We start from the raw sequence: 19,815 nt of genomic DNA, 5'->3' as shown, positions 1-19,815 counted from the left end.
GCACGTGAGAAGTCTTCGTCTACGGCCTGTGATCGCGCGATCGCAGAGACACACCAATCCGGTTCACGTCAACGCTGCGCCGCTTGGGGTCCACCTCGCTCGCGAGTAAGGCGGTCGCTTCGCCCCATCGGAGGCCCGTGTACGCGAGCCTTGCATGAAGGTCCCGGTGCTTCTTCGCGCTATCTGCAAGGAGCTCGACCTACGCATGGCCGAGGTATTTGTGCTTCCGGGCAGGTTGACGCCGCGAGGACGCCGTAGGCGCGGAGGACCGTTGTCGCCGGGCGCAATATCGAACCTTCGTCGGAAAGCCGGACGTCGCGCGAACGTGGAGCAGTCGAGTCGGCGTCTACTATCCGTCCTAAGCTTGCGTCATGAGTGCAACCCAGGTCGCCTCGAATGTGAAACGCAGGAAGCCGCGCGAGGATCGCCGCCAGGAGATCATTGATGCAGCGTGCACACTCGCGCTGACAGAGGGATTGACAGCGATCACGGCACGACGCGTGGCGGGATATGTTGGAGTAGGTTTCGGCCTGGTGACGCATTACTTCTCTTCGATCGATGAGTTGGTGAGCGCCGCGTTTTCTAAGGTGGTCGCCGACGAGCGAACGGCCATCGACGAGCGCGTTCGCGGTCTCGACTCTGCGACGGATCGGTTGCGTGCGACGATCGCTGCCTATACGACGCCAACGAGGGATCCATTGGGCCTTTTGTGGCTTGATGCTTGGCGACAGGCCGCGGATCGTCCGCTCTTGCGAGCCGCGGTGGTCAACCAGATGGAGCTCGACCTAGTGGACATGAAGGCCACGATCGAAGCGGGCGTTGATTCTGGCGAGTTCGTTCTTGCGGACCCGTCCTCCGTTGTTGCTATGCGCGTCCTCGCGCTCCTCGACGGTCAGGCCGCCGCGTCCGCCGTGCGAGGAGCGTTGGCCGAGTCCACACTGGATTACCCCGCTGTGGAGGGTCTTCTCGCTGCCACGGCGGAACGAGAGCTCGGACTCCCCACCGGCGCGCTCGCTCTTCACTGACGCCGCACTGGACAAGCGGTGATTCGCGGTCCATCGAGTAGGCCAGCGAAGACTCCATATGTTATTGCACAGGCGTGCAACTGTGGCTATAGTCCTCTCAACTGCTAATTGCTCGTGAGAGCAATTGAGTCTTTCTCGCGGAGGAGCGGACATGTCAGACCAAGGTGTCGCCACCGATCGTGCAGGCAGAATAGAAACTCACGGTGCGGATTTCGTCCCCGAGAGCGAGCGGCACGGCTCACCTCGCTCGTTGTTCTCGGTATGGGCCGGGTCCAACATCATCTACCTCTACTTCGTTCTCGGCGGCCTCATGGTGATCCTCGGACTTAACATCTGGCAATCGGTCATGGTCGTTGTGGCAGGCAACCTGGTATGGATCGCAGTCGGTTACCTCGCAATCAGTGGCCCGTCATCTGGTAGTCCCAGTGAGGTGATCAGCCGCGCCTTCTACGGCGTCAACGGCAACCGGATATTACAGATCGTCATTGGATGGCTGGTGGGGGTCCTCTATGAAGCCATCAACTTGTCTGTCGGTGCGCTGGCCGGTGTTGCTCTTGTAGTCCACTTCTTCGGCTCGGCACCTGGGCTGCTTCAAGCGGCCATCATCATCGGACTCGCTGTCGCGACCTTCACCATCAGCCTCTACGGCCACGCGACAATCGTGAGGTTGGCTCCTTGGTTCACCTGGATCCTTCTGGCCGCCCTGGTCGTTCTCGCGTTCTTCGTCATCGGACATGCCGACTTCGGCTATGTGCCCGACGGTGGCGCCCTCTCCGGGCCGGTTCTTTGGGGAGTTGCCGCGACCTGCTTCGCGCTGATCGCTTCAGCCCCGTTGTCTTGGGCGGTCGGAGCGGACTACTCCCGCTACCTCCCCAGCCAAACAAGCGCTAGGGCGACCGCGTTCTGGACCGGCTTTGGCGGGTTCGTCCCGGCAACCGGCATCGCCATTCTCGGCATCCTGGCGGCCACGGCCGTCGATATGAGCAACCCCGAGACGGCTATGGCCGAGATCGTGCCGCCGTGGTTCTATGTCATCTTCCTGCTCGTGATCATCGCGGGGTCCGTGTCTAACAACGCACTCACCGCCTACAGCACCGGACTCGCGTTGCTGGCAACCGGCATTCCCTGGAGACGTTCGATAACAATCATTTTCGATGCGGTCGTTGCGATCGGAGTCACCCTGTATGCGGTGTTCATCTCCAACTTCCTTGACACTCTTTCGGGACTGCTCGAGGTGAGCATTGCTGTCCTGGCACCGTCGATGGCCATTTACGTCGTCGACATCTTCTTGCGGCGCAACCGCTACGACGGGCCGGCACTTCAAGACACCAGTTCCAGTAGCCCCTACTGGTTCACCGGAGGCTTCAACCTCGGTGGAATGGGCGCGCTCGTACTGGCCGCTATCGCATCGACGTTGTGCCTGAACACCACCTTCTACGTCGGCCCGATAACCCAAGCCCTGGGTGGAGCGGACATCTCGGTGTTCGTTGGTGCGATTGTCGGGGGCGGTGTGTATTGGGCCGCCGAGGGCCGCCGCGTGCGCAAGGCTGCCGTCATCCCGGCGACCCTCGACACCTCCGCACCGGTCGTGCAAGGCGAGGGAGCATCCGCGTGAACGGGACAGATGTTGCACTCCCCATCGTCGAAAACTGGTACAGACGCGAGTGGAGCGCGCCAGGGATTGAGCGCATTGATGAGCCGCACGTGCATGAGTTCCTTCGCGCGAATATTTGGCGGGTCGTCGGCCAGGACCGGGATCTCGTCGTGGATGCCGGGCTCGGTGTGGCCTCCTTGCGGGAGCGGGCTGCTGACCTGTTCGAGCACGCACCGGTCCTGGTTCTCACGCATGCGCACCTCGACCATGTCGGTTCCGCTCACGAATTCCCTGACCGGCGGATGCATCGATACAGCCAGGTCAATGACAGCACGCCCGCCACCTTGCGTGGGCCGGAGCTCGCTGGACTTCTCGGCGTCGATTGGCCGGACATGCCTGCTCTTTTAGTGGACGCGGTACCTCGAGATTTCGAGGTTGACTCCTACGGTGTGCACTCAGCACCCCCGACAACCATCCTCGATGATGGCGACCTGGTGGATCTGGGCGACCGTCGCCTCCGGGTGCTCCACCTGCCGGGCCATACAAGCGGTAGCCTCTGCCTCTTCGATGAGCAGGCCGGCGCGCTGTTCAGCGGCGACGTCATCTACGACGACATCCTTCTCGATGGTCTGGACGAATCCGACATTGACCAGTACGTGCAAAGCATGCTCCGACTGCGCGACCTGCCTGTCCGGACCGTGTATCCGGGCCACGGTGACCCCTTCGACGGAACTCGCATGCTCGAAATCATTGACGACTACCTCAGCTCTCGTCCACCGCAGACGCCCCCAGGATGCTAGGTGAGGGAACGAGCGCGCGGCGGTGAGACGAGGGCGTGACGCTCACCGCCGCGCATCCTCGAGAAGTAGGCAACGTGAAGCTTTGCTTTGCTGACCCCACGAGGTCTATCCCACGCATTGAGGTGGCGGGCGAGGACCGAGCCGCCGCCGAGAACGCTCGCGAAAGACGGCCCGGGCCGTCCTCGCTTATCTCTCTGATGCCTCGATTGTCAGGCGTTCCTCAGTGCATCCGTCCGCACTGATGGTTACGGTGACAATGCCCGATTCTCGGGTCGACCGCAGGATGGCCATCGCCCGTCCCTGGAACGTGGTGTGGCTGCTCTGAGTGAAACCTTCGTTTGAAGAGGCCGCTGCCGATCCGAAAGCGAGTACTGCCGGGCCATCGATGGAGACGGTTACGGCACGATCGGCCGTTGGCTTGACTGTCCCAGCGCTGTCGGTGAGTTCGATCGGCACGTAGAGCAGCGACTGGCCGTCGGCGACGAATTCGTCCGTTTCGGCTCTGACGTTGAGTCGGAGGTCGGCGTCGGCGCTCCGAAGCTCGTCGCACCCTATCTGGTTTCCCCTCCGGTCGTACGCTCGGGCGGTAAGAGTGCCAGGGCGGAAAGGCACGCGGAAGGTGGTCAGCAGGTCACCGTGCCGCCGCCCGCGGCCCACTGGGGCTCCGTCGAGTTCGAGCGTCACGCGGGCGGCTCGCGCGTAGACCTCGATGGTGGCGGTCGTCCCTTCGAATCCATCCCAGCTCCAGCTGCGGATGGCGTCGGTGGCGCGGAAGAGAGAAGGTGTCCGCTTGTCGCGCGCATGATCGACCGGGCGCACGGCGATGTAGGGCTCGGTCCGCAGGCCCCAGATGATCTCGTTGACGTAGGTCTGTGTCTGGCGGCGGCCGGTGATGTCGAAGTTCGCGGTGCCGGCGAGGTGTCCGGGCCAGGGTGAGAATAGGCGCGGCCTGTCGTTGTAGCGGATGGTGCCGATGCCGGCTTCGCCGAGGTAGTCCCACCCGGTCCAGACGAAGTCGCCGATGATCTGCGGATGGGACTCGACGAGCGGCCAATTCTGCTCGAGTTGGCCGGGGCCGGTCTCCGTGCCGACGATCGGCTTCACAGGGTACTGCTTGGCGTCTTGCACGTAGCGGGCGCCCCCGTAGTTGTAGCCGGCGACGTCGAGCGCGTCCATCGCTGCCCGGATCTTGGTGTCGGTGAATTTCCTGCGCACGATGATCGGCGTGACCTTCTGCATCGCCGACATGAGCAGGTTCAGCACGGTGATGAGGCTTCGTCCGCTCCCGTTGCCCGGTCGCTCTTCGTCGCCCGGCTTGGCGGACTTCGTGAGCTGGGCAGCGTGCTTCTCGTCGCTGGGTGCGAGGAGGTTCAGGAAGGGATTCACGCCGTTGGTGATCGGTCGCGTGGCGTCGGCGGACCGCAGAATGTTGACGAGTCGTTGGTTCAATCCGATACCAGAGGGCTGTCCGGTCTCGGCGATCTCGTTACCGATCGAGTACATGATCACCGAGGGGTGGTTGTAGGCGTTCGCGACCATCGCCTCCAGGTCTCGCTCGTGCCATTCCTCGAAGTCGGATGCGTAGTCGTGGGCCGTCTTGGCGCGCATCCAGACGTCGGTGAACTCTTCCATCACGAGCAGCCCGTGCCGGTCTGCGGCAGCGAGGAGCGCGCGTGCTGAGGGATTGTGGGCGGTGCGGATGGCGTTGAACCCGGCGGCCTTGAGGAGGCGTGCCCGGCGGTCTTCGGCTTGGTCGAGCGTGACTGCACCGAGGATGCCGTGGTCATGGTGGACACAGGCGCCGCGGAGTTTGGTGACGTGACCGTTGATTCGAAGGCCGTATTCGGCATCCACGGTGACGGTGCGGATGCCGATGGAGTCGACTGCTTCGTCCTGGATGGCGGAGTCGACCGTGACCGTGGCGTGCATCTGGTACAGGTTGGGGTCGTCGGGTGACCAGAGCGCAGGGTGGTCGATTCCTATTTCGGCCGTCGCCGTCCCGGTCCCGAATCCGTCGACCGGCACATGTGCTCGGCCGGATGCGACCTCGCGGCCGTTCCGCTTCAGCGTGACGACGATCTCCGCTTCGGTCGCGTCGCCGGTCCCGTTCTCGAGCGTGACGGACACGGCGACGATCGCTTTCGCGGCGTCGGCCGAGAGGGTGGTCGCTCGGAGTCCTGTGGGCAGAATCCTCACGGGTCCGCCGGTCAGCAGGTGGACCGGCCGGTAGATGCCGCTGCCGGTGTACCACCGGCTGTTGGGCATGTCGTCATTGTGCGCCACGACCTCTATGAGGTTCTCCTCCCCGTAACGCAGGTGCGTTGCAAGTGGCACGTGGAACAGCGCATATCCGGACGGACGGCCGCCGGCGAGGACGCCGTTCACGAACACCTGCGACCGCTGGTAGACGCCCTCGAACTCAAGCGTGGGATGCTGATCGCTCCATTCCGGCGGTGCGATGAAGCGCTTGGTGTATCGGTACACCCCGCCCGGGTAGTAGCCGGTGTTGTGCCCGTTCGGCGTGTGCGGGGAGCGGGTCTCAGTGATCATCGCATCGTGCGGGAGTGTGATGGGGCCGAGGTCGTCCCGTCGGTCTTCCTGGTCGCGGCCGACGAACCAGTCGTCGTTGAAGGAGGTGCGCAGCACGGGCGGTCAGTGGAGGTCGAGGGCGGTGGTCGCAGCGTCGGGATCGCCGGCAAATGCCGCCGCTTCAAGCGTGGCGTGGGTGGCGGCGGGGACGAACCCGTCGCCGGTCCAGCGCTGAAGTGGCCGCGTCGATGCTTCGACCTCGACGGTGCGCGTCTGGCCCGGCTCCAGTTCGACGGTCGCGAATCCGAGCAGGACGCGGGAGGGGAAGTCGGCGGCGTGGATCACACCATAGAGCTGCACGACGTGGCGACCGCGGCGGTTGCCGGTGTTGGTGACCGTCGCCGCGGCGGTGAAGTGCTCGCCCTCGACGGGGTGCGCCTCGACCTGGTCGATGTGGAATGTCGTGTAGCTGAGGCCGAAACCGAGCGGGTAGGCGGCAGGGTGGCCGTCGCGGTCGAGCAGCCGCTGCCCGAACCAGCGGTCGTAGACGGTGCTTGTCGCCTCGCGGTCGAAGAAGGGCAGGTGCTCCTCGCTTGTAGGGATGGAGTAAGGCAGCCGGCCGGAGGCGTCGACGCGGCCGAGCAGCACGTCGGCGAGGGCGTGACCGCCTTCGCAGCCGGAGTACCAGGAGATCACCGTGGCCGGGACTTTGGTTCGCCACTGCTCGGTGATGACCGCGCCGGCGGTCACGACGACGACCACGGTGCGGGGGTTGGCTGCTGCAGTGGCGAGGATGATCTCCTCGTCGACGGGCCGGAGTCGCAGGCTCGCCCGGTCGCCGCCTTCAGCGGTGCCCATTGCGGTCGCGGTGGCGCCCGGCTGTCCGCCGAGCATCATGCCCTCGGGCATGGGCGGGAAGAGCGCCAGGAGGTCGGGGTTGTTCATGGCGTCGGTGCCGAGGTACTCGCCTTCGTCGTCCGCGGTGTACCCGACGACGATGATGGCGACATCCGCTGCCGCTGCCGCGGTCGCGGAAGCGTGGGGATCGTCCTCCTCGACGTGAGTGATGGTGGCGTCGGGGAGCGCGGCGATGATGCCGTCGAGTGCGGTGGTCACTGCGGGGCTGTGGACGTCGGAGGACCCGTGGTCGCCGGTGTTCGGAACGCCGGCGAGCCGCCCGATGACGGCGACGCTTGAGAGCGAGCTGGCGTCGAGCGGGAGAAGGGGACCGTCGGCGACGTTCTCGTTGCGGAGCAGGACCATGCTGCGCTGAGCGACCTCGTGGGCCAGGTCGCGGTGCTCGCGCGAGAAGACAACGGACGGGTCCGGCTGCGGCTCCAGGTCGGAGGCGTAGTAGGCGAGCTGTGTGCGGAGGATCCGGCGTGCTGCCCGGTCGACGTGCTCCCACAAGGCCTTCCCCTCGGCGAGCTCATCGGGCAGGTGGGCCGCGCGCTGCTGCCGGGCCGGCTCCTCTACATCCAGCCCGGCGACGAGGGAGACAGCCGCACCGCGGATGCCGGAGATGAAGTCGGAGACGGTGACGCCCTGGAACCCCCACTGTCTGCGGAGGATGCCCTCGAGGAGCGCCTCGTTCTGGCCTGCCCATTCGCCGTTGACCGAGTTGTAGGAGGTCATGATGCCGTCGACACCTTCTTCGACAGCGCGGCGGAAGTGCGGCAGGAACACCTCGTGCAGTGTGGCGTCGTCCGCCTGGACGTCGACGGTGAAGCGCGCGTTCTCCATCGAGTTCAGGGCGTAGTGCTTGGCGACGGCCATTGCATTGCGGTGCACGCCGCGGATCAGAGCCGCGCCGAACTCGCCGAGCAGGTACGGGTCCTCACCGTAGGTCTCCTGTGCGCGACCCCAGGCGGGATGCCGCGGCAGATTGATGCAGACTCCGCCGAAGAAGTTGGCGCCCTGAGCGCGCAACTCGCGGCCGATGGCGATGCCGATCCGTTCTTCGAGGTCGAGGTCCCATGTCGCACCGCGGGCCATCGAGACTGGGAACGCCGTGGAGGCGCCCATGACGACTCCACGCGGGCCGTCGCTGAACCGGAGACCTGGGATGCCGAGGCGCTCGACCGCGCCCATGATGATCGGGCGGGCGTTGTAGGCCTGTGACATCTCGGCGATGGCGGGCCAGAACTCCTGATCACCGTCCAGGAGCCAGAGCTTCTCCTCCGGGGTGAGGTGAGCGAGAAGCGCTTCGACGGCAGTCTCCAGCGATTCTCCACGCTGGATCTGGCGGACTGCGTCCTCGAAAGCGGTGGTGGTTGTCGTCGACATGAGATGAGTTCCTTATACGTGCGGGCGTGCGAAAGGCGTGGGGCATCCACGCGAGACGGTGAAAAGATTGGCGGCGAGGGCCGGTGGTCAGGAGGCCGCGTGACGGTCGGCGACGAGCTTTTCGACGCCGAGCATGATGAGGTTGAGGTCGAAGGCGAACTGCTCGTCGCTGCCCAACGAGGCGGAGTGCGCGCCGACCAGACGTCGCACCAGAGCGAACTCGCCTTCCGGCGCTGCTTCGAGGGCGACCTCGAGCTCGGGTTCCTGCGGGTGGGTGCCAGCGCCCGTGATCGCCCGGTCTCGGGCGGACGTGTAGGCGAGCTCGGCAAGGAGAGCGATGACGCGGCCGGCCTCATTCTCGGGCAGGCCGGCTGACACGAGCGCACGCGCGGCGGCTTCGGCCGGCCGCACCGCTTCGAGGTCTTCTTCCTTCTCCATCGCGACGTAGCTGGCCCATGCGCCGGCGCTGATCACGGCATCACGGGTGATGGTGGCGAAGGCTCGAAGGGCGTCACGCCAATCGTCTTGCGGGGTGAAGTGGTGCTGCCTCAGCGCTTCCCGGAAGGCGTCGGCGGCGACCATGCGGAGCAGGGTGGCGCGGTTCTCGACGTGGTAGTGCAGGGTCTTGCGGTCCACCCCCATCTCGACCGCCAGCTGCTGCATCGTCAGAGTCGACGGGTCCAGGGCCCGTGCGGCCTCGATGATTCGTTCGCGGTCGACACGCCGCGGCCGACCCCGTCGGGGCGTGGCGCTGCTCGTGTTCGTCATTCCGTCACTTCCGCTTCCTCTTCTCGATTATGTCGGCCGCCGCCGCTGTTTTCCACCGGGCGGGGGAAAACAGCGGCGACCGCGGTGTCGGGTTATCGGACTCGCTTGACCCGGAGGACAAGCAGGGATGCGATGGTGACCAGTGCGAAGGCGATCGGCCACACGGGTGCGTAGGCGCCGGCGAAGATGCCGACGACGGCGCCGGCGACGATCGGGCCGAGAGCGTTGCCGAGGTTCTGGCCCAGCGAGGAGAGTCCGAGGTCGCGTCCGGCCGCTTCCTTGTCAGGGAGGACGTCGATGAACAGCGCCTGATCGACGACGACGAACGTTCCGTATCCCAGCCCGGTGACCATCACCTGGATGAACATCGCGGGGAGTGTGGGCGAGATGAACGGGATCAGGAAGCTGCCCGCCATGAGCAGGCCTGCGGCCACCACGAACGGCTTGCGGCGCTTGATCTTGTCGGACCAACGCCCGCTGATGAACATGGCGAGGAGGGTTGTCGGCAGTGCGGCGAATTGGAGGAGTGGTGCGGTCTGTGCGGCCTGGGTCGCTGACAGTGCGGGGCTGATGTAGCTCTGCAGCATGTAGAGCGAGTAGACGCTGCTGATGCCGTAGCCCAGGTAGAGCAGGACTTTGGAGATCCAGGCCCAGCGATAGTCTGCGTCGCCGAGCGCTACTCCGTAGGACTTCACGACCGACTTGAAGCGCAGTGGCTTGGTGATCATCTCCCGGGACGTGTTGTCCCGAGCGAAGAGGACGAACGCCATTGTGGTGAGCAGGAGCAGGATGCCGATCGGGAAGTAGGCCGCCAGTCCGATGCTTGCGAACAGGCTGCCCGCGGCGACCGCGCCGATGATGGCACCGAAGTAGGACGCCAATCCGGAGATTCCGGAGACCACTCCGATCCGAGCTTCGGGGACGCGGTCGGCCACGGTGGCCGTCAGCGGGCCCTGCGCTACCCCGACCAGCACCTGCAGGAGCGACCAGATGACGACCATGACGGCGATCGTGGGCGCGACAGGCATCAGGCAGATCAGCGCAGTCCCGCCGATACCACCGGCAGCTATCCACGGCGCTCGGCGCCCCCATCGTGACTTCGTCCGGTCGGAGAGCATGCCGATTATCGGAGAGAGCAGCATGCCGAGCAGCACGCCAACCGAGGAGACGATCGACAGGCTGGTGGCGCGGGAGGAGTTGAACTCGGCGAGGAGCCCGAGCTGTCGCTGCTGATCAGCGTCGGGGGTCACAGTTCCCGCGGCGACCTTGCTCTGTAGGGTCGTGAGCGCTTGGAGGTCCACTCCGGAATCCGCGCCGGTGAAGATGCGGTGGAACTCGATGCCCTGCACCTGCAGGGGGACGAGGATGGCGAGCAGCGAGCCCCAGAGGAGCGCGATGCCCAGCGAGGCGAGTGAATAGAAGGTGATGTAGCGGCGCATCGCGCGGGTCTTCACCTGATACTGCACGGCGTTGGAAGCCGTCTTCGGTGCAGTTTCGGAGGAGGCGTTGGTCATGGTCTTCTTCCTTGAAGTCGGGGCGGGCGCCGGTCTCGGCGGGGTTTTTCCCCGGAATGGGGGAAAATATAGATCGCCTCGCGCCCCGTCGTCAAGCCCGATGAGAAAAACTGTCCGGGGCGCGACTTGACGCTTTGCCGATGCGCTGTCTAGAGTTTTCCCCACCACGGGGAAAAACCGTGCGTCGCCGCGCGAAGCGCGCGACTTCAACGAAGAAGGAACGAGTGATGGCGAACCACCTCGAGACCAGCCCCCGCGTCGAGTTGGGGATCGACGAACTTCTCAGCGAGATGACGCTGGAGCAGAAGGTGGCGCAGCTGCAGTGCACCATCCTGGTGGCCGGGCTCGGCGAAGCCGGCCTCGTGAACTTTCCTCACGGCACCGGCGCACTCGGTACCATCAGCACCGGCAATGGCCCGGCGGCCGATGCAGAGTTCTACGGTTCTCTGCAGCGCGAGATCGCCGGGCGTAGCGGGCACTCCATCCCGCCTCTCATGCATGGCGAGGCTGTCTCCGGCTGGACCGGCCCGGGCGGCACGGTGTTCCCGTCGGCCATCGGCTTGGGCGCGACCTGGAACCCTGCCACCGTCGAACGGATGACCGAGATCGTCCGCAAGCAGATGCTCAGCGTGGGCGTCCGCCAGGCACTGTCCCCGGTCATGGATGTCGCGCGCGACCCCCGGTGGGGCCGAGTGGGCGAGACCTACGGCGAGGACCCGACCCTGTGCGCGGCCATGAGCGTCGCGTTCGTGAAGGGCCTGCAGGGAGACCGTCTGGAGGACGGGGTTGCCGCGACGGGCAAGCACTTCCTCGGCTTCGGCTTCTCCGAGGGCGGCCTGAACATGACCTCCAACCCGATCTCGCCGCGCGAACTGCGGGAGGTGTACGCCAAGCCATTCCAGGCGGCGATCAGCGAGGCGGGTCTCGCGTCGATCATGAACTCGTACGGCACCATCGACGGCGAGCTCATCATCACGTCCAAGCACATCCTGCAGGACCTCCTGCGCGACGAGATGCGCTTCGACGGACTTGTGGTCTCGGACTACATGTCGATCAACCTCGCCGTCGACCTCAACGTGGGCGCCGACCCGACCGACGGCGGCATCAAGGCGATCAGCGCCGGCCTCGACGTCGAACTGCCGACCCCGTTCGGGTTCGGAGCCGGCCTGGTCGACGCCGTCCGGGATGGGCAGCTCGACGAGGCGGTCATCGACCGCGCCGTGAAGAACATGCTGACACTCAAGGCCAAGCTGAACCTGTTCGAGAACGGCTCGCCCCGCACCGAGCTGATCGCCGACGCCTACGACCCCGAGCGCACCACCGCGCACAGCCTCACCGCCGCGCGCGAGTCCATCGTGCTGTTGAAGAACGACGGCATCCTCCCACTCCGCCGGGACGCGAAGAAGATCGCCGTGATCGGGCCGCACGCCGACTCCGTCCGTCTCTTCTTCGGCTGCTACACCGGGCCCGCCTCCATCGACCTCGCCATGAGCGGCACCATGTCCGAGATGGCAGGCATGCTCGACCTGCCGGAGCTGACGGCGTCCCTGGAACTGCCGCCGCTGGCGCCGCTGTTCGAAGGCAGCGACGTCCGCTCGGAGCCCCCGTTGGTCGAGCAGACGCTGCGCGGGATGTTCGGCGACAACACCCCGACCATCGTCGAGGCGATCCGCCGCGCCGCGCCCGACGCCGAGGTCGTCTACGCCAAGGGATGCGAAGTCGCGGGCACCGACCGCACCGGATTCGATGCCGCGGTCGCGGCCGCCCGTGAGGCGGACGTCGTCATTCTCACCGTCGGAGGCAAGTACGGGTGGGGAAGCTCCTCCACCTCCGGTGAAGGAATCGACACCGCGGATATCGGCCTGCCGGGTGTGCAGGAGGAGCTGGCGCGCCTCATCCACGAAACGGGCACGCCCGCCGTGCTCGTGCACATGGACGCCAAGCCCTTCTCCAGCGAGTTCATCGCCGAGAACTACGCGGCCGTGCTGGAAAGCTGGTTCCCTGGCGAGACCGGCGGCACCGCCCTCGCCGACGTGCTCTTCGGGGACTACAACCCGGCCGGGCGGCTGCCGATGACGGCCGTGCGGCACGCGGGCCAGATCCCGATCTACGCCGCCCACCGACGCAGCAACAGCGTCAGCAGCCGCGGCACCATGATCATGAACCGATATGTGGATGGGACCAAGGAGCCGCTCTTCGTCTTCGGCGAGGGCAAGAGCTACACCACCTTTGACTACTCGGACCTGAGCATCGACTTCGATGGCGACCCCGAGAGCATCGTCACGATCGCCTGCCGGGTCACCAACACCGGCGCGTACGACGGCGACGAGGTGGTCCAGCTCTATGTGCGGGACGAGCTCTCCAGCATGGTCCGCCCGGTTCAGGAGCTCGCCGGCTTCGCCCGCGTCCACCTCGCCGCCGGGCAGTCTCGAACGGTGACCTTCGAAGTCCGCGCCTCCCAGTTCGCGTTCCTCGATCTGGACATGCAGTGGATGGTGGAAGCAGGCCAGATGACCGCCCGGATCGGCGCTTCGTCCGAAGACATCCGCCTCACTGGGGGATTCACCATTGATCGGACCGCGTGGGTCGACGGCAAGACGCGCGGCTTCTTCGCCCGCGTCGCGGTGGACTGACCGCGAGCATCGCTGATGTCGGCAGAACCGATCCGGGTAGGCATCCTCGGAGCAGCGCGCGTCGCCCCGAGCGCGCTGCTCCGGCCCGCCGCCGAGGTCGACGAGGTCACGGTCACGAGCGTCGCGTCACGAGATCACTCGCGTGCCCGATCCTTCGCCCACCGACACGCCATTGCGCGAACACACGCCAGCTACGAGGACTTGCTCAACGATGACGAGGTGGACGCTGTCTACATCGCCACGCCGGCCGCGCACCACGCACACTGGACAATGGCCGCCATCGCAGCGGGCAAACATGTCCTGTGCGAGAAGCCGTTCACCAGCAACGCCACCGCAGCGCGCGCCGTGGAAGCCGCAGCACTGGAATCGCCCGAGCTGGTGGTGATGGAGGCGTATCACTCCGCCTACCACCCGTTCCAACAGCGGCTCCGGGACATCATCGCCTGGGGCGACCTGGGGACTATCTCCTCAGCGCGCGCCACTTTCGCGATCCCCCTGATCTCCAGGAAAGCGATCCAGTGGAACGCTGCGCTCGGCGGAGGCGGGCTGCTCGATGTGGGGTACTACCCGCTGCGGCAGTTGCGCGAGCTGTTCGGTGAACCCGAGGGGATCCTGAAGTCGCGGGTCTGGGCGAAAGGCGACGTGGACCGCCGCCTTGAAGCGACCCTGCAGTTCCCGCGCGGCGTCCGAGCCCAGGTGGTCTCCGCCATCTGGTCCCACCGCGTCCTGTCCTCACGCCTCGAAATCGTCGGCGATAGGGGTCGCCTCCAAGCGTCCTGGCCATACCACCCGCAGAGCGGGACGCGCATGGTCGTCGAATCCGGTCAGAGCCGGCGCAAAGAAGTGGCGGATCGCCGGCCCACATACGCGTTCCAACTCGAAGCGTTCCGCGACGCCATCCGGTCCGGGGTCCCACCGATCACCGGTCCGGCACAGGCTGTCGCCCAACTCGAAGCCATCGATGCCCTCTACGGGGCGGCCGGCCTCCGCCCTCGAACTTCCATCAACTGACCGCACCACGACGACAAGGACAACCGTGCGCAAGACGAGCTTCAACACCGACTGGGGCGTGCGCCACCAGACCAGCCCCTTCCTCGAAATCCTCGGGCAGGCTGAAGCCCCCCAGCCTGTAACCCTCCCGCACGACTGGCTGATCTCCCAGCCGCGCTCCGCCGAGAACAAGCCAGGCGCGCTCACCGGCTACCACGGCGAGGACGTCGTCGAGTACGTGAAGACCTTCACCGCCCCCGACGGCTTCGAGACCGGGCGCGTCGAGGTGCAGTTCGACGGTGTCTACCGCGGCGCCATGATGTACGTCAACGACGCATTCGTCGCACAACGCCCATACGGCTACATCCCCTTCTCGGTGCGGATCGACCCGTACCTGCACGACGGGGAGAACCAGATACGCGTCGAATGCCGCAACCACCTCGATGCACGCTGGTACTCCGGTCTCGGCATCTACCGCGACACCTGGCTCCTCACCGGTGGTGCAACGCACATCGCACGGAACGGCGTCCGCGTCCGCACCCGCGACGCCGACGCATGGAAGGCCGTCATCGACGTGACCACCACCGTCGAGAACGACTCGCAACGGCTCGACACCGTCACCGTGATCACCGAGGTCGTCGCCCCGACCGGTGAGATCGTCGCCGCCGAGTCGGCTCGGCTCTCGGTCCGACCGGGGGAGGCGGCGCCGTTCCGGCAGCGGTTCGCCCTCACCAAGCCGTCGCTCTGGAGCCCGCAGACCCCATCGCTGCACACCGTCCGCACCCGGCTCATACCAACCAGTGGTGTCGAAGAAGTGCACGAGGAGCAATTCGGCATCCGCACCCTCAACTGGGATGCGCAGGACGGCTTGCTCATCAACGGCCAGCCGGTCAAGCTTCGCGGCGGCTGCATTCACCACGACAACGGTGTGCTCGGCGCGGCAACCATCGCCCAGGCGGAGGAGCGCCGGGTCCAGTTGCTGAAGGACGCCGGCTACAACGCCATCCGTTCCGCCCACAACCCCATCAGCACCGTCCTGCTCGAGGCGTGCGACCGCATCGGCATGCTCGTCCTCGACGAGTTCACCGACGGCTGGACCACCCCCACCCTCGGCTTCGGCTACGGTCTCGACCTCAACGAATGGTGGCAGCGCGACCTCACCGAACTCATCGAACGGGACTACAACCACCCCAGCGTGATCATGTACTCCATCGGCAACGAGGTCGCCGACACCGGCAACAGCTGGGGCGCTACGTTCGGACGCGACCTCGTCGACTGGATCAAGAGCTTGGACGACACCCGCCCGGTCACCAACTCCATCAACCCCATGATGACCGTCCTCCACGACCTCAAAGCCGAACTCGGCAAGGACGACAGCGCCGGCGTCAACGCCTTCATGCGCGACCTCGGCGAGCAGACCCACGACCTGGTCGTCTCCGACCTCGCCACCGAGCGTCTCGAGGAGCCGATGTCGCAGCTGGACATCTCCGGCTACAACTATGCCTACGGCCGATATGAGCTCGATATCGAGCGCCACCCACAGCGTCTGCTGCTCGGCACCGAGGGACTGCCGGGCAAGCTCGACGAGGTGTGGCCGTACGTGGTGCGCTACCCACAGGTTATCGGCGAATTCAGCTGGACCGCCTGGGAGTACGTCGGAGAGGCCGGACTCGGCGCCGACAAGCCTGCCGAGGAGGCCTTCTTCGGCAACTACCCGTGGCGTTTCTCCGGGACCGGCGATCTCGGCATCACCGGGCAGCGTCGGACCATATCGTACTGGCGCGAGACGGTCTGGGGGCTCCGCTCCGCTCCGTTCATCGCCGTGCACCGCCCGGATGCCGGCGACCGGGACCAGCTCAGGCCGTCCATCTACACGTGGAGCGACAGCGTCAACAGCTGGAGCTTTCCCGGCCGCGAAGGCGCGACCCTCACCGTCGACGTCTACTCCGACGCCGATGAGGTCGAACTGCTACTGAACGGAAACACGATCGGCCGGTCGCCGGCTGGAGCGGAACACCGCTTCATCGCTTCGTTCCAGCTGCCGTACCAGCCGGGTGAGCTCACGGCCGTTGCGCATCGCGGCGGTGCCGAAAGTGGTCGGTCGGCCATTCGGACAGCGGGTGGCGACGTCACCTTGACGCTCAGCACCGAGCGCAAAGAAATCATCGCCGACGATCGAGACCTCGCGTTCATCGAGATCGCCTTCACCGACGGCCAGGGAACGGTGCACATCTCGCGGGGCGACGAAGTCACCGTCACTGTCTCCGGCAGCGGGGCCCTTCAGGGGCTTGGGAGCGACAACCCGGCGTCTGAAGACGACTACACCGGCGCCAGCTGCCACGCCTACCGCGGGCGAGCGCTCGCGGTCATCCGACCGACGAGTGCCGGCCCCATCACCATCCGCGTCGAGGCGGGAGATCTCTCCTCTGAGGTCACCGTTACTGCAGTGGAAGCGTGATGAAGACCAGTCGATCTCAACTCACGATCAGCGTCCTCGGCTACCTGGCACGTCACCTCGGAGGCCCTCTCGTCGAGAAGAGTATCCGCATGCGCCGCGATCAACTCGATCACCTCCCGTCGGCCCCAGGCAGCATTGTCATGCTCGGCGACAGCATCACCGATCAGGGCGAGTGGCAGGAACTGCTTCCCGATCTCGCTGTCGTGAACCGCGGCGTCGGTGGAGAAACCAGCGCCCAGGTGCGCGACCGTGTCGCCCGCTCGATCCGCGAGCCGACCGCCGTCAGCCTCCTCGTCGGCACCAACGACCTGACCGCAGGTACTCCTCACTGGCAGATCGCAGCGAACGTCGCCGCGATCCTCGACGAGATCGAGAGGTGTGCTCCGGGTACACCCGTGCTTCTCAACGGCATCATGCCGCGGAGCGCGAAATTCGCCCGAGAGATCCATGAGGTCAACGCGCTATATAAGCAAGTGGCAGGACAGCGGCCTACCGTGGGGTTCATCGACACCTGGCCGGCGCTCAGAGATGGTGAAAATATCCGCTCGGACCTGAGCTTCGACAACCTCCACCTCAACGGGAAAGGTTACGAGCAGTGGCTCACAGTTCTGCGTCCGGCGCTCGACCGAGCAATCCAACAGCGCTCCCACCCAACCTCAACCGACTCATAACGGTTCAGGAGGCGCCGCAACCATGACTCGGATGGTCGCGCTGGGCAGTTCCTTCGCAGCGGGGGCAGGCATCACGCCCATCATCGATCGGAAAGCTAATCGGTCTGCGGGCAATTACCCGTACCTTGTAGCCGCCTCGATCGGAGCGAAACTCACCGATGTCACCGTCAGCGGCGCAACAACCGAGACGATTCTTCGAGAACCGCAACGTCTGGGGTCGCGACGTTTACCTCCCCAGATGCAGTCGTTCGCGCCTGACGCCGACGTCGACCTGGTGACACTTACGGCCGGCGGGAACGACCTGCGCTATCTCGGCACTCTCATCTCGGTGGCGTACGGCAGCTGGCTGGAAGCGCGACCCGCCACACGGGTCCTGGGCCGCCGCTTGCGGGCCGCAGCCGTAGCATCGCCATCAACGCAGCGAGAAGTCGACGCGGCCGCGGCAGGGCTCGTCTCCATCGTGGAGGCCATCCGCGAGCGGGCGCGTTCGGCTCGTATCCTTCTGGTGAACTACCTCACCGTTGTTGGGCCAGCGACGGCCCCGTCGCGCGCCGCACCCTTCACGGCCGACGAGTTGGCATCATTCCGGAGAATCGCCGACCAACTCAAACAAGCGTTCGTGATCGCCGAAAGCGCGACCGACGCTGAGCTCGTCGACGTTGCGGCGATTAGTGAAACGCATGGGCTGGGGTCGCAGGATCCATGGGTCCAAGGATTCGCGCCGCGCAGCGCGCGAGAAGCGGCGCTATTTCATCCGACACCGGCCGGGATGCGTGCAGTTGCTAGCGCCGTCGTCGACCACTTCCACTCAAGACCGTAAGCCTGATCTAGGAGGGTCTTCGGCCGAGAGAGCAGCGTCGATGGTCCTGTCGGCAATCCACTGCTCTGAGGACTGGCCTATTGAGGACCCGCACCGCTAGGCAACTCTCGAAAAATGATGGTGTACAAGCAGCGGAATTGTGGGCAGCTTGGAACACTACATCCCCCAAGCGCGGAGCTTGACTACATTTTGACTACAACTTGACGAGTTGCGACGATATCTCGTGAGATTGCAGCAGCCGTACTTCGTTGACTTTCCGCGGGAGTTGCCAGGATATCCGGGGGACATAGTGGCCTGAACTAGAGTTCAAATCCCACCGGTACCGCCATCGCAAAGCCCCCGCGATCCCAGCCTTTATCAGGGATCGCGGGGGTTTCGCCTTCCCGGGCTCAACTCAGAATGCTGACGCCGGTGAGCCGCTCGGACGTGCTCCACAGCGCAGCCGCCGCAGCCGGATCGGTCGCCTTCGGTGCGAAGGGGACCCCGAGCGCATCGGGACGGGTTCGCGAACCGGTCGGTCCCCAGAACAGCGCCGGATCGGCGTGGGGGCTCAGGGCGGCGGTCAGCACGCCGATATCGGCCGGCTCCGGTTCGCGGCCGATCGCGCGGGCGAGCAGCCCGGTCACGATCCGGGTCGCCGCCGACGGGTAGGTCGCGTGCAGGGGAGTGCGTGCCATGCCGGGGTGCGCGGCGAGACTCCGCGTCGGCCGGCCGGTGGCGACGAGACGCCGGTTCAGTTCGATGGCGAAGAGCACGTTGGCGAGCTTCGAGCGGTTGTAGGCGCCGCCCGGGGAGTAGCGGTCACGGTCGGAGAGGTCGGTCACATCCAGCTTCGCCGCCCGGTAGAGGGAGGACGACACGGTGACGATCCGCGCCGCTTCGGAACGGTCGAGCAGGGGGAGTACGTGGCCGGTGAGGGCGAAGTGGCCCAGGTGGTTCGTCGAGAACTGGCTCTCGATGCCCGCCTGGTCGTGGCGCAGGGGACCGCTGCTGCTGGCTGCGTTCAACACCAGAAGGTCGAGCGGTGCGTCCCCGGCGCTCTGTGCGAACCGTCGGACGGAGTCCTGGTCGATGAGGTCGAGTGGCGCGACCGTGATCCGGCCGGCGGGGAGATGGTATGCGGCGACGAGATGGTCACGCGTGCTCTGCGCGCGCTCCACGTCGCGGGCGCCGATGATCACGTCCGCGCCGCGGAGGGCCAAGGTTCGCGCCGTGACCAGTCCGAGGCCACTCGAACCTCCCGTGACGATGGCCCGCCGCCCGGTGAGATCGGGGGCGGAGGCGAGGGGGTCGGTCAGTCGGATGCGCGTCGGGCGGGTCATGCTCGGAGCGTATAGTTTGACATCAGTGTCAAGGTCAAGCCGAGGGTAGGGGGTCATCGTGCGCATCGGCGAGCTGAGCGAACGGATGGGCGCGAGCCCGAGGTCGCTGCGGTACTACGAGCAGCAGGGACTGCTGACCTCCGAGCGCGGGTCGAACGGGTACCGCGAGTATGCCGCCAACGCGGTCGCGACGGTCGAGACGATCCGCGCGCTGCTCGACATGGGCCTCCCCACGGTGCTGGTGAAGGATGTGCTCCCATGCACCGTCGGCGAACGATCCGAGGCGGCGTGCCCGCAGCTCCTCGGACAAATCGCCGCCCTGCGAGACGACGTGCGGACGCGGGCGGCACGATTCGAGCAGATCGACGCCTCCCTCAGCTCGTACCTGAGCGCCAACGCGTGACG

General features: G+C 65.8%; 14 protein-coding genes. 9 read left to right on the top strand and 5 right to left on the bottom strand.

Annotated features, from left to right (window positions below; translation table 11 throughout):
* Positions 1-371: 371 nt before the first annotated feature.
* The 3 genes from J2Y42_RS00705 (at position 372) to J2Y42_RS00695 (ending at position 3,419) form a co-directional block, all read left to right on the top strand.
* A complete protein-coding gene (locus tag J2Y42_RS00705; protein WP_309853769.1) occupies positions 372-1,025 on the top strand; it encodes a TetR family transcriptional regulator in 654 nt (217 codons plus the stop codon).
* 151 nt (positions 1,026-1,176) lie between these two features.
* Positions 1,177-2,640, top strand: coding sequence for a cytosine permease (locus J2Y42_RS00700; protein ID WP_309853766.1), 1,464 nt, complete (start codon positions 1,177-1,179; stop codon positions 2,638-2,640).
* Entirely contained in the window at positions 2,637-3,419 is a 783-nt protein-coding gene (locus J2Y42_RS00695; RefSeq protein ID WP_309853763.1) for an MBL fold metallo-hydrolase, read from the top strand. Before J2Y42_RS00700 ends, J2Y42_RS00695 begins: the two co-directional genes overlap by 4 nt.
* A gap of 186 nt (positions 3,420-3,605) precedes the next feature.
* On the opposite strand, the gene J2Y42_RS00690 is transcribed toward J2Y42_RS00695, so the two are convergent.
* The 4 genes from J2Y42_RS00690 to J2Y42_RS00675 all read right to left on the bottom strand — a co-directional run bounded on the left by J2Y42_RS00690 (position 3,606) and on the right by J2Y42_RS00675 (position 10,516).
* Positions 3,606-5,969 (bottom strand): glycoside hydrolase family 2 TIM barrel-domain containing protein, encoded by a 2,364-nt coding sequence (locus J2Y42_RS00690; RefSeq protein WP_309857970.1) that lies wholly within the window; start codon positions 5,967-5,969, stop codon positions 3,606-3,608.
* A gap of 102 nt (positions 5,970-6,071) precedes the next feature.
* Positions 6,072-8,234: a glycoside hydrolase family 3 C-terminal domain-containing protein gene (locus J2Y42_RS00685; RefSeq protein WP_309853757.1), complete on the bottom strand. Its 2,163-nt coding sequence runs from the start codon at positions 8,232-8,234 to the stop codon at positions 6,072-6,074.
* Between the two features lie 87 nt (positions 8,235-8,321).
* A complete protein-coding gene (locus tag J2Y42_RS00680; protein WP_309853755.1) occupies positions 8,322-8,897 on the bottom strand; it encodes a TetR/AcrR family transcriptional regulator C-terminal domain-containing protein in 576 nt (191 codons plus the stop codon).
* A gap of 197 nt (positions 8,898-9,094) precedes the next feature.
* A complete protein-coding gene (locus J2Y42_RS00675; protein ID WP_309853752.1) occupies positions 9,095-10,516 on the bottom strand; it encodes an MFS transporter in 1,422 nt (473 codons plus the stop codon).
* 227 nt (positions 10,517-10,743) lie between these two features.
* Between J2Y42_RS00675 and J2Y42_RS00670 the strand changes: the two genes are divergently transcribed.
* From J2Y42_RS00670 to J2Y42_RS00650, 5 genes are read left to right on the top strand one after another with little or no spacing between them, the layout of a single operon-like run.
* The gene (locus J2Y42_RS00670) at positions 10,744-13,149 is read left to right on the top strand and encodes a glycoside hydrolase family 3 N-terminal domain-containing protein (RefSeq protein WP_309853748.1); all 2,406 of its coding nucleotides are present in this window, start codon (positions 10,744-10,746) and stop codon (positions 13,147-13,149) included.
* Positions 13,150-13,164: 15 nt separating this feature from the next.
* Entirely contained in the window at positions 13,165-14,160 is a 996-nt protein-coding gene (locus tag J2Y42_RS00665; protein ID WP_309853745.1) for a Gfo/Idh/MocA family oxidoreductase, read from the top strand.
* A 25-nt stretch (positions 14,161-14,185) separates the two neighbouring features.
* Positions 14,186-16,597 carry a glycoside hydrolase family 2 TIM barrel-domain containing protein gene (locus tag J2Y42_RS00660; protein ID WP_309853742.1) on the top strand — a complete coding sequence of 804 codons (2,412 nt, stop codon included), beginning with the start codon at positions 14,186-14,188 and terminating at the stop codon, positions 16,595-16,597.
* Positions 16,597-17,268, top strand: a complete 672-nt coding sequence (locus tag J2Y42_RS00655) for a GDSL-type esterase/lipase family protein (protein WP_309857968.1) — start codon at positions 16,597-16,599, stop codon at positions 17,266-17,268. Before J2Y42_RS00660 ends, J2Y42_RS00655 begins: the two co-directional genes overlap by 1 nt.
* Positions 17,269-17,299: 31 nt before the next feature.
* A complete protein-coding gene (locus J2Y42_RS00650) occupies positions 17,300-18,088 on the top strand; it encodes an SGNH/GDSL hydrolase family protein (RefSeq protein ID WP_309853739.1) in 789 nt (262 codons plus the stop codon).
* 389 nt (positions 18,089-18,477) lie between these two features.
* Here the strand turns inward: J2Y42_RS00650 and J2Y42_RS00645 are convergent, their stop codons facing one another.
* The gene (locus tag J2Y42_RS00645; RefSeq protein ID WP_309853735.1) at positions 18,478-19,410 is read right to left on the bottom strand and encodes an SDR family NAD(P)-dependent oxidoreductase; all 933 of its coding nucleotides are present in this window, start codon (positions 19,408-19,410) and stop codon (positions 18,478-18,480) included.
* A gap of 58 nt (positions 19,411-19,468) precedes the next feature.
* Between J2Y42_RS00645 and J2Y42_RS00640 the strand changes: the two genes are divergently transcribed.
* Positions 19,469-19,813: a MerR family transcriptional regulator gene (locus J2Y42_RS00640; RefSeq protein WP_309853732.1), complete on the top strand. Its 345-nt coding sequence runs from the start codon at positions 19,469-19,471 to the stop codon at positions 19,811-19,813.
* The last annotated feature ends 2 nt before the right edge of the window (positions 19,814-19,815 follow it).

Origin of the sequence: Leifsonia sp. 1010 (genome assembly GCF_031455295.1) — a bacterium.
Classification (GTDB): domain Bacteria; phylum Actinomycetota; class Actinomycetes; order Actinomycetales; family Microbacteriaceae; genus Leifsonia.
The sequence above is the reverse complement of the archived record's forward strand: the minus strand, read 5'-3'. Positions and strand labels throughout refer to the sequence as shown.